This window comes from Streptomyces sp. NPDC059002 (assembly GCF_042740435.1).
In the GTDB taxonomy this organism is placed as follows: domain Bacteria; phylum Actinomycetota; class Actinomycetes; order Streptomycetales; family Streptomycetaceae; genus Streptomyces.
Genome location: NZ_JBHYJI010000118.1, coordinates 1 through 8,600, shown reverse-complemented (window position 1 = coordinate 8,600; position 8,600 = coordinate 1). Strand labels below are relative to the sequence as shown.

The following is an 8,600-nucleotide window of genomic DNA, read 5'->3' as shown; positions in this document are numbered from 1 at the left end:
CTCCGAAGGCCGGTAACCCCGTTGCGGGGCTACGTAGAAAGTAATGGGGGGGGGCGGGAGCCTGGCCAGCCTCGGTCACGCCCCCCAAGATCCTGTTACGAGTTCTCAAGCTCGGAGGCGGGCCTCCGCCAGGACGTCCCTGACCTCCTGCACCACGCGAGCAGCGTCCTCGGGATTGTTCACCACATCTGTGTGCGTCATGTCGATGACGAGGACCTCGCTGGCCGAGTAGTGCTTGTGCACCCAGTCGTCGTAGCCGGACCATAGTGTCCGGTAGTACGCGACGAGGCTCTCGTCCTGTTCGAAATCGCGGCCCCGCAGCCCGATCCGGTGCAGCACCATCTCGAAGTCCGCCTTGAGGTAGACCATGAGGTCCGGTGCCTTGCGGTAGGGCAGGCCGTCGATCTCGCGCATCATCTCGTTGAGCAGTCCCTCGTACACCTGCATTTCGAGGGAGCTGATCCGACCCAATTCGTGGTTGACCTTGGCGAAGTACCAGTCCTCGTAGATGGACCGGTCGAGGACGTTGTCGCCCTTCTTGTACGCCTCCTTGATCGAGGCGAACCGCGTCTGCAGGAAGTAGAGCTGGAGCAGGAAGGGGTAGCGCTTCGCCTGGATCTCCTCGGGGCTCGCCGTGTAGAAGAGCGGCAGGATCGGGTTGTCTTCCACGCTTTCGTAGAAGACTTCGCTGCCCAGCTCCTTGGCGATCAGTTCGGCGACACTCGTCTTGCCGATTCCGATCATGCCTCCAACGCAAATCACTGGCATACCTCACTTCCCCCTGGGGTCTTCTGTTCGCGGGCGCCCGCACAGCGAGGGGGACCGGGGGGCGGGCAAGGCCATGTGCGTATGCCGCCGCGCACGTAGTACGTGTGCCCTTCGCGGATGGAGGGTGATCGCACTGCGACCAGCGCCCCGAAGAACGCTGAAGGCCGTCTTCTCGCTTCTGCGGAAACGGTCTCCGACCTGCGTGAAACATTGGTCGGGACGACAGGATTTGAACCTGCGACCCCTTGACCCCCAGTCAAGTGCGCTACCAAGCTGCGCCACGTCCCGATGCCCGTCTGACCTGGGGTTTCCACCGGCCATGCGTGCGTGAGAACCATATCAGGGGAGGGCTGCGCATCCTTACCCGATCAAAGCGGGTGCCAGAGTTCGGCCGGCGAGCACCCGGTCAGGGTTGCGACGCGGTGGACCGCCGACCAGCCGCGGCACGGCGATCGCCTCGAGCACTGCGGGCATCATCGGCGCATCACCAGCCTGGCCCGCGCTCAACAGCACCGCCAAGCCGCGGCCGTTGCCGTCGGCGGCCAGATGCGCCTCCGTGGTCAGCTCGCCCCGGAACCGGCCGATCGCGAGATCGGCCGGCTCATAGCTCACCGTCCGGGCCGATCTCGCGAGGTAGTCGGCGATGTGGGCTCGGGCCGGGCTGCGGGCCGTGTCGGGGTCTGGGTCGAGTACGACCGGCTGCTCGAGGGTTGAGCTCACTGCCGGATCCGGAACCTGCTGCGGCATGGATTCAGCCCCGGGCCCAGTCCAGGGATTTGCGCTGTTCAAAGGGGTGAAGGGCGCCACTGTTGATGGGCAATCGAGATCCGCGAGAAGACCTGCAAGCTATGTGCCCAACAGCTTGTCACGCTGCGTGGATCAGCGGCTGACGGTCGCAGGCTACCGAGTGAACTGGGTGTGATTCCTTGACACTCTTCGATCTTGAATGCATCGTTGCCGAGTGGGTAGTTGGTATGTGCATCGTTACAGCACTTGCGTGCAGCCGCGGAGCACGTACCCGGTCAGCGAAATGGGGAGTGGTGCATCGTGGACAGCTCAAGATCGGTTGCTGTGGCTCAAATCGGCTGTGTGCCAGGTGATATCGATGCAAACCTACGGCGGATAACGGAAACGGCCGAGGCGGCGGCGAGCGCGGGGGTCGAGCTGATCGTATTCCCCGAATGCTGCCTGACGGGTTACTTATTCGATTCTCGCGGCGAAGCTGAGGCCGTCGCTGTCGCGGCCGACGGCCCCGAACTGGCAACAGTCGCCGAACTCTCGGCCCGGCTGAATCTGCATCTGGTTGTCGGTGCTCTCGAGAAGGACGGTGGCGGCCTGTACAACTCGGCGTTCGTAATCGGCCCCCAGGGGCACGCCGGGGTCCACCGCAAAGCTCACTTGCCGCCGCTGGGGGCGGACCTGTTCGTGGACGAACCTCCCGCGTCGGGTGTCTCGGTCTTCGACACGCCGTTGGGGCGCTTGGGCGTGATGATCTGCTATGAAACGAGATTCCCCGAAGTTGCTCGCACGCTTGCACTTTCCGGTGCAGACATCATCGCGCTGCCCACCATCTGGCCGGTGCAGTCGCGCATTCTGGCCGAGCATTTCGCGCGGGTACGCGCGGCCGAGAACCTGGTCTATCTGTTGGTGGCGAATCGACCCGACAGCGAAAAGGCAACAGACTTTCTCGGATTCAGCCAGATCGTTGCACCCAATGGCGAAGTCCTCGCTGTTCAGCAAGCCCGGTGTGAGGAAGTGCTGACGGCTCGGATCGATCTCGACCGTTTCCGTGGCAAACGCCTCGTCTTCGACGACGGAGCGTCGATCGCCCCGCTCGAGGACAGACGGCCGAGCACCTACGCCCTCTGACTCCGCAGCGCAGGTCCGACCGGCTCGGTGTGTCCACCGAGCCGCCCGCCTAATGGCGAATGAAAACCGGCCTCTTCGGTTCCCGCGAAGGCGGTGCGTCTCGAGTGGCGGGGTTTCTCGGGTGAGCTTGGCTTGTTCGCGGTTTTCGGCCTGTGTGTGGGCGGACTGTTCCTGGGCGTGCTCGGATTGCTCCTGCGCTAGCTCGAACCGGTTCTGTGCCTACTGGACCTGAAGCCGCGAGAGTTCATGGTCGTGATGTTTGTGCCAGAGGCCGACACCGCCGATGGCGCCAACCCCACGGCGACGAGCGTGGTGCGGAAGCCGGTGGTGATGATCCCGGCGGAGGAGAGGAGTTTGCCGTGCGCGCGCAGGTGGTGGCCTTCGATGGGTCAGGGCCTCCAGGTGAGGGCTGCTACGAAGAGGACGGCTCCTGCGGCTCAGGCTGTCCAGGTCGGCTTGCGCTTCGTCTCCGGCTTCATGCCGGGCATCATGTCCGGCCGCGGCGCGCGTGATGCGGTGAACGGGCGGATTCGGAACTGGAGTCGAGGTTGCCATGGCCGTTCATCTGTCGTTCTCGACATACGCCAGGTGGGCTGCGACACTCACCTCATGGCCTCAATTCGCTTGACGCGCCCCACACTTGAGGTGATCAAGGTGCTGCTGGCGTCCACGCCGGACGACCCTGCCTGGGGGTTGAAGATCTGCGAGGAGGCCGATCTCGGCTCCGGCACCGTCTACCCCATCCTCGACCGGCTGGTCGTCGCCGGTTGGGCGACGCGCCAGGCAGAGAGCGGTGCACATCCCGGTCGGCCGAAGCGGTACTTCTACGAGTTGACCGCCGCCGGGCAGCTCGCAGCGCACGAGGCGAGCCAGCGTAAGCCTCGCCTGTTTGGCCTGCCCGCTGCCGGCGAGGGGGGCCCGTCGTGACCGACACGCAGCAAGGGCAGCCCGAAGAGCAATCTCCGGAGCCCCTGGGCAAGGCCAGGCTCATTACGGTGGTCGCGATCCTCTTGCCGGTCCTTTTCGGGACCGCCACCGCGACCTTCCTGCTCGTCGGCTATCTCATGAAGATTCTCGACCCCGAACCGAAGTTCGCGGACACTCTGCTCTCTGCGGGCTGGCTGTTCGGCGCGCTTACCGCCGGGGGCATCCTGCTTGCTGTGATCGGCCTGCCGGGGACTGCGCTGCGTGCGGATACGACGGCCGACGACGAGGACGGTGAGCCAGAGGCGGTGGTATCGGAGCGGCGGCCGAGAAAGGCTGCCGCGAGCAGCGCCCTTAATCTGGCAGCGGTCATTGCCGGGAGCAGCCGGGCACACCTTCGGGAAGAGTGGGCTTCGCTTCTGGCAGGCGATCCGGAGAATGGGGTCACGCTCTCCCCGGAGCGACAGAGGCGCTACGCAGCCGGGTTTGTGTTCGCGGCGATCAGGATGCGGATAGGGGATATGGCTGTCCCTCTCTGGGTTCCGGTCGACTGGCTGCTCGCTTCTGATTCCCGTGTAAACGCTGCCCTGACGTGCGGAGTTGGATCCTTGGCGATCTACATCCAGTGGCAGGACGGCCTGCACATGCTCCTGACGGAGGGGTGGGCGTGGTGTGCTGGCTGCGGTGTCGCCCTCCGGATGCTGTTCGCCTGGCTGCGCAGGGTGCACACCGGCGAGGAGTGAGTCCGCACACTCCGGTGCGCCGGTCTGCCAGTGGGGCCGGGGCATCGCTGGCAGGTCGGGGGGAGTGGATCTGCGTCAACCCGTCGTAGTCAGCGCTTCGAGGGGCAGGGGGAGTGCTGGGTCGGGTTGGGGGATGCGCAGTACCATCCGCATCACCGACCTGGTCGAGGCCGTCCTCACCTTGGAGTTGGCCTCCTCAACCTGAGGATGCGAAGACCCTCACCGGGCCCGTCAGGCATCACAGCTCGGCCTCATCCCCATCCAGTACCGGCTCAACGCACCCGAACAGTGGACCGAGGCCGGCCATGGCCTGCTCGACGAGTGCGCGGATTTCGGCGTGCGAGCGGTTGACGGCTTGCTGACCTGTGGACAGCGTCTCCCGCCGTCCCCAGGAGGGAAGGCGGACGGTGCCGTCGGCTCCTCGGCAGCTCTTGTCTGCCCAGCACTGCACGCGTGCTTCGGCCAGGGCATCGATGATGCCGTGTGTCCGGGCGGCCTTGATGTCGTGAACTGCGCCCGGCAGCGCGGGTGAGGCCCGCCGTGGTCGCCCCGAAGGGGCTGCGATGACCTGCACGTTCATGCATGCCATGTTTCGTGTGTTGGCCGGAGTGGAGAGGCCGGTCGGTGGCGATGCGGTCGATCGGCAGCAGTGTGCCGTCCAGGATCACGAACGCCTTCGTGGAGATGATCCTGATCGCCTGGGCCAGGGTCGGTGCGTGGGAGGCCAGGATTTCGACTGCTTCCGCGGCGTATCGGTAGGCGGTAGGGGTGTCGATGCCGGACCCGGCGGTGAGTTGGGCATAGGTGTGACCGGAACGCGGATGCGCGAGGACGAGCAGCGCCTGCCGTCCGGCGGGCAGCCGACGCCATCGGGTACCGCGTTCCCGGCGGCTGGTCCGCAGGCAGGCCGACAGGTGGCGCAGACTCTCGGTGGACACATCGACACCGCACGGGTGGACCAGCACGCGGAAGCTCCTGGCAGACAGGTGATCTTGGTCGTGAACCCATCTGCCAGGAGCTTCTTCACGTCCCGACACCGGCCCCAGCCCAACTACCGACCCACCGCGTCAAGTTGGAAAGGGCTCACTGGCGCCTCCCTCATGTCGCTCGATGGTTCAAAAGCCTCAACGAGTCCACTGAGTGGAACACCACGTGCGTGAGCGCCGACGCGCCTGCACACTCGCTATGTCCTATCGCGTCGCACTGGCCAACCGCTATTTGAATGCGGCCAGTTGGTGCGTATCGGCGGCCTTGAGGCCTGTGGTTGACGCTGTCTGGAAGTGCTACGCATCGAGGTCTGAGTACTGAAGGCCGTTGAGCGAAATGCGGCTCAGAGGAGATCGCGGTTAGAGCACCTTGGCTAACGGGGGGGGCGATCTCGAACGTCATCGCGCTCCTGATCAGTGGCACTTTGATGGTCTAGCCGACGTCCGCAGCCCCGAAACCAAAAACTCCAGTCAAGAAGTGAGGTCACAACATGGAACGCTCCGAATGGGTCACCCCGCAGATCCTTCCGGTGGAACTCACCGTTCAGATGCCCTGTGATTGCGGCTGCAGCGGTGGGGCCGGTGGTGGCTCCGGCTTCGGCGACGACGACGTGGAGGTCTGAGGCGCATTCAAGCCGCGGGGTGGGGCCTACATCGATTGGTCCCGCCCCGGTCCGCCGAACCTGGCCACAGTGAGGTGAAGGTGAAACTGCTGGATATGTGGGACGACCTTGTCGTACCCGAAGATCTCGTCTATTTCCGCTCGCCCGCGAGCCGCGACCGCCTGGTCGCCAACCCTGAGCTGGCATCCTGGTGCCTGCTCACCGAGCGGGAGGCAGAGGTGCTTTCGGCACTGGCCGGCTCAGGGCGCACAGGTGCGGGGCAGCAGCGGACCAGCCACGCAAGCACGGTCGAGCGCGTGCTCGCCAAGCTGATCCTCAAGTGGCTCGTTTACCTGCCCGGGCGCAAGCCAAAGGTACTCACTCCGGATCCGCAGCTCAGCATGGTGTACTACGCAATCACGGACGGCTGTAACCTGCGCTGTCCCTACTGTTACGCGTCCTCGGAGAAGTGTCTGCCAGGCGAGCTCTCCACCGGCGAGTCGCTCGCTCTCGTGGATCAGATCGCCGACATGGGTGTGCAGCTCCTCATCTTCACCGGCGGCGAGCCCATGCTGCGCAAGGACCTCTTCGAGATTGCCGAATACGCCAGGGCTCGTGGCCTGACTCTCAACATCATCACTAATGGCACCATGATCCGTAAGCCCGAGATCGCGCGGCGCATTGCGGACCTGTTCCAGACGGTGACCATGAGTATGGACGGGGGTACGGCAGAGCTGCACGAACGTACCCGCGGGAAGGGTACGTTTGCCCGCACCTCACATGCCCTCCAGCTACTCAATGAAGCGGGCGTCACTCCAGTCATCAACCACGTGATCACCGAGGACAACGTCGAACACCTCGATAAAATGGCCGAGTTCGTCTCCGCATTCCGAGTGCAGCGCGTACGGACGATGTACCACTCGAACCTCGGGCGGGCCACCACGGATACTTTCAACTTCGGCTGGCGTCACTTCCAGAAAATCCAGGAGTTCATGTGGACGCGACCCGAGGCCGACAAGTTGCTTCCAGATGGCCCCAAGGCCAGTAAACCCTGCTCAATCAAGGGAAATTGTGGCATGGGTGGCACGGAAATATACGTCGACTCCCTTGGGGACGTTTATCCGTGCAAACTCGTCACCGCGACGAACCAACGTGCAGGCAACGTACGCACGCAGAGGCTCACGGAAATATTCGACTCTCCCCTCCTCGCTGATCTGCGGGCAAGCAGCGTCTTCGAGGGCGAAAACCTCAAGGACTGCCGCCACTGCTACATTCGGGGGGCTTGCGGGGGTGGGTGCCGCGGCTACCACATGGCGGAGACGGGCGACATCCACCACAACGGCCGACACCTGTGCCGAATGCTGCGCCATTCCATGGTGACCAACTGGTGGCTCTCGGTCGGAGCAACCCGAGATCAACTGCATGCTTTCCAGGACGAGATGATGCGCCCGCGCCTGGTGAGCAACGACTCTACTCATCCTGTGTACGAGGACTGGCGCACCGCAGGGCGCCTACGACTGCCCCTGGTAGGAGTCAGCTGATGGAGTCCGCCACGCCCCCCGCCAGCCCGCGTACCACGATCGCCTCCGACGTGATCTGGATCCCCGACGAAGGCGAGGTCCGGCTCTACGACGCCGGGTCCGGGCAGTTCCGGACGCTCAACGCCACCGCCGCTGAGATCTGGCTGCTGCTCGCGGAAGGCTGCAGCTTCGACGAATTGACCACTGAGATGGTCCGACGCCACGCCGGCGACGACTCCGTCAAACGGGCCGTCGTCGAACGGGACGTACGGACCTTCCTCGAAGGGCTGCACGCACTGGGGCTGGTCGCATGACCCCCGCCGTACGCGCCTCAGGGCTCGTAAAACGGTACCCAGGCATGCTGCACAACGCCGTAGACGGACTCTCTTTCTCCGTCGAACCGGGAGCCGTCATCGGCTTGCTCGGTCCGAACGGGGCGGGCAAAACCACCCTCACCAAGCTGATCTGCGGCGTCACCCTACCCACGAACGGCAGCATCAAGGTGTTCGGCACCGACCCCCGCGCCCGCGGCGGGGCGGGCAAGCGGCACATCGGCGTCGTGCACCAGTCAGAACCCTTCGACATGATGCTCACCGCCCTCGACAATCTCCGGATCGCCGCCAACTTCAAAGGCCTCCGCTGGCGGCACGCACGAGACACGGTCGACGAACTGCTGCGCGCCTTTGCCCTCACCACCAAGGCATCCCGGCTCGTGTTCACCCTCTCCGGTGGCGAGATGGGACGACTGCAGGTGGTCAGGGCGCTCCTTGGCAACCCTCGCCTGCTGCTCCTCGACGAGCCCTCGGCGGGCCTCGATGTCAACGGCCGCCGCCAGGTATGGGCCCTCCTTGGCGAGCTCCGCCGCCGCCACGGCACGACCGTGCTCTGGACCAGTCACTACGTCGAGGAACTGGAGCGCAACTGCCAACGAGTGATGATCCTCGACCGCGGTCGTCTGCTGCAGTTCGCCGCCCCGCGCGACCTCGCGGAGCGGTACGGCACCGTGCGCTCCGCAGGAGCCGAAGGCGCCGATTCCGGACACCGTGCGCCCTCGTTAGAGGACGCCTTCATCGCCTTGGTGGGATCCGCAGATGGCACAGCCGATGCAGCACACGCAGCCGATGCAGCACAGGCAATGGGTGCGGATCCTCTGGAGTGACGGCCAGGATCAAGCAGTGAGGCTGTAGT

General features: G+C 64.7%; 9 protein-coding genes, 1 tRNA gene and 1 pseudogene. 7 read left to right on the top strand and 4 right to left on the bottom strand.

Going from position 1 to position 8,600, the window contains the following annotated elements; translation table 11 throughout:
- Positions 1–105: 105 nt before the first annotated feature.
- From ACFWZ2_RS43015 to ACFWZ2_RS43005, 3 genes are all read right to left on the bottom strand, one after another.
- The gene (locus ACFWZ2_RS43015) at positions 106–768 is read right to left on the bottom strand and encodes a deoxynucleoside kinase (RefSeq protein ID WP_384555252.1); all 663 of its coding nucleotides are present in this window, start codon (positions 766–768) and stop codon (positions 106–108) included.
- Positions 769–979: 211 nt separating this feature from the next.
- Positions 980–1,056, bottom strand: a tRNA-Pro gene (locus ACFWZ2_RS43010).
- Between the two features lie 72 nt (positions 1,057–1,128).
- Positions 1,129–1,515, bottom strand: a complete 387-nt coding sequence (locus ACFWZ2_RS43005) for a hypothetical protein (RefSeq protein ID WP_384555251.1) — start codon at positions 1,513–1,515, stop codon at positions 1,129–1,131.
- A 300-nt stretch (positions 1,516–1,815) separates the two neighbouring features.
- Between ACFWZ2_RS43005 and ACFWZ2_RS43000 the strand changes: the two genes are divergently transcribed.
- The 3 genes from ACFWZ2_RS43000 to ACFWZ2_RS42990 all read left to right on the top strand — a co-directional run bounded on the left by ACFWZ2_RS43000 (position 1,816) and on the right by ACFWZ2_RS42990 (position 4,304).
- Positions 1,816–2,637, top strand: coding sequence for a carbon-nitrogen hydrolase family protein (locus tag ACFWZ2_RS43000; RefSeq protein WP_384555250.1), 822 nt, complete (start codon positions 1,816–1,818; stop codon positions 2,635–2,637).
- 246 nt (positions 2,638–2,883) lie between these two features.
- Positions 2,884–3,564 carry a PadR family transcriptional regulator gene (locus ACFWZ2_RS42995; protein ID WP_384555249.1) on the top strand — a complete coding sequence of 227 codons (681 nt, stop codon included), beginning with the start codon at positions 2,884–2,886 and terminating at the stop codon, positions 3,562–3,564.
- Positions 3,561–4,304, top strand: a complete 744-nt coding sequence (locus ACFWZ2_RS42990) for a hypothetical protein (protein WP_384555248.1) — start codon at positions 3,561–3,563, stop codon at positions 4,302–4,304. The genes ACFWZ2_RS42995 and ACFWZ2_RS42990 overlap by 4 nt, the downstream gene beginning before the upstream one ends.
- 295 nt (positions 4,305–4,599) lie before the next feature.
- On the opposite strand, the pseudogene ACFWZ2_RS42985 reads toward ACFWZ2_RS42990, so the two are convergent.
- A pseudogene (locus ACFWZ2_RS42985) lies at positions 4,600–5,269 on the bottom strand (transposase family protein); the annotation flags it as partial.
- Positions 5,270–5,781: 512 nt separating this feature from the next.
- Between ACFWZ2_RS42985 and stsA the strand changes: the two are divergent.
- The 4 genes from stsA (at position 5,782) to ACFWZ2_RS42965 (ending at position 8,571) form a co-directional block, all read left to right on the top strand.
- Positions 5,782–5,913 (top strand): StsA family sactipeptide RiPP, encoded by a 132-nt coding sequence (stsA, locus tag ACFWZ2_RS42980; protein ID WP_384555247.1) that lies wholly within the window; start codon positions 5,782–5,784, stop codon positions 5,911–5,913.
- A gap of 80 nt (positions 5,914–5,993) precedes the next feature.
- Positions 5,994–7,433, top strand: a complete 1,440-nt coding sequence (stsB, locus tag ACFWZ2_RS42975; RefSeq protein ID WP_384555246.1) for a StsB family radical SAM/SPASM domain sactipeptide maturase — start codon at positions 5,994–5,996, stop codon at positions 7,431–7,433.
- Entirely contained in the window at positions 7,433–7,726 is a 294-nt protein-coding gene (locus tag ACFWZ2_RS42970) for a PqqD family protein (protein ID WP_384555245.1), read from the top strand. Before stsB ends, ACFWZ2_RS42970 begins: the two co-directional genes overlap by 1 nt.
- 44 nt (positions 7,727–7,770) lie before the next feature.
- Positions 7,771–8,571: an ABC transporter ATP-binding protein gene (locus ACFWZ2_RS42965; protein ID WP_384555244.1), complete on the top strand. Its 801-nt coding sequence runs from the start codon at positions 7,771–7,773 to the stop codon at positions 8,569–8,571.
- Positions 8,572–8,600 lie beyond the last annotated feature (29 nt).

Bases quoted from the DNA above. Each gene is read 5' to 3' on its own strand.
- ACFWZ2_RS42995 (WP_384555249.1), top strand. From the start codon at position 2,884: ATGGTCGTGATGTTTGTGCCAGAGGCCGACACCGCCGATGGCGCCAAC.
- stsA (WP_384555247.1), top strand. From the start codon at position 5,782: ATGGAACGCTCCGAATGGGTCACCCCGCAGATCCTTCCGGTGGAACTC.
- ACFWZ2_RS43005 (WP_384555251.1), bottom strand. From the start codon at position 1,515: ATGCCGCAGCAGGTTCCGGATCCGGCAGTGAGCTCAACCCTCGAGCAG.
- ACFWZ2_RS42965 (WP_384555244.1), top strand. From the start codon at position 7,771: ATGCTGCACAACGCCGTAGACGGACTCTCTTTCTCCGTCGAACCGGGA.
- ACFWZ2_RS43015 (WP_384555252.1), bottom strand. From the start codon at position 768: ATGCCAGTGATTTGCGTTGGAGGCATGATCGGAATCGGCAAGACGAGT.
- ACFWZ2_RS42970 (WP_384555245.1), top strand. From the start codon at position 7,433: ATGGAGTCCGCCACGCCCCCCGCCAGCCCGCGTACCACGATCGCCTCC.